Origin of the sequence: Gilliamella sp. wkB72, from assembly GCF_001693745.1 — a bacterium.
GTDB lineage: Bacteria > Pseudomonadota > Gammaproteobacteria > Enterobacterales > Orbaceae > Gilliamella > Gilliamella apicola_E.
The window spans coordinates 1-924 of record NZ_LZEI01000029.1; the positions used below are offsets into that span (position 1 = coordinate 1).

At 41.1% G+C, this 924-nt stretch carries 1 protein-coding gene; it reads left to right on the plus strand.

What is annotated here, in order from left to right; all coding sequences use genetic code 11:
• Nucleotides 1-133: 133 nt before the first annotated feature.
• On the plus strand, nucleotides 134-924 hold a 791-nt coding region (locus A9G07_RS11730; protein WP_141677519.1), incomplete at its 3' end, for a S49 family peptidase.

Consider the following 924-nt stretch of genomic DNA (forward strand, 5'->3'; position numbering starts at 1 on the left):
GCGTGATAAAAGAAAAAGCCCGCGAAGAAGCCTTGATGCGTAAGTTAAATGTTAGTTTGAATACATCTACATTTCAGCCGATCGCTCAATTAGGACGAGAACAACAAAATAATAATGAGGATGATAATGAAACGTGAAAAATAAAAAACAACTCTGTCATCGTGTGCTGTCTTTTATAAGCAACACACCGTGGGCGATTATGCCCACAGCTCTAAGTAAAATCATCTCAATTGCAAATCGTAGTTACTCAGATCCTCAGCTTGTTGCAGCAATTAAATCAGAACAGAAATTATCAGTCATTGATTCTAATGATAATACTGATATTGCTGTTATTGACGTGATCGGTTCTATATTCACTCGTGCGAATATGTTTACTGAAATCTGTGATGCTGTAGCAATTAATGAGCTAGAAATTGAGTTAGATAAGGCTCTTTATGACGATTCAATAAAAGCTATTATTTTGCGGATTGACTCACCAGGCGGTGAGGTCACTGGAATACATGAATTTGCTAATTATTTAGATGAAGCCTGTTTAATCAAACCTATTGTTGCGTACGTGCACGGAATGGCGTGTTCAGCAGCCTATTGGATAGCGTCAGCAACCAGTCACATTTATGCAGATAAAACAGCCACCCTTGGCAGCATCGGTGTTGTCGCAGCTTGGACTGATGATAGCAAAGCTCGCACCGACGCCGGTTTAACTGATTACGAAGTTGTTTCATCACAATCACCAAATAAACGCCTGGATCCAACACAGGACGATGGTCGCGCTGAGTTACAAAAACACATAGATGGATTAGCAGACATATTTATCGATGACGTTGCAGAATTTCGAGATGTAACGCGAGACACAGTTCTTGCCGATTTTGGTCAGGGCGGAACGTTCTTAGCCGATGACGCTGTAGCGAGAGGTATGGCAGATGA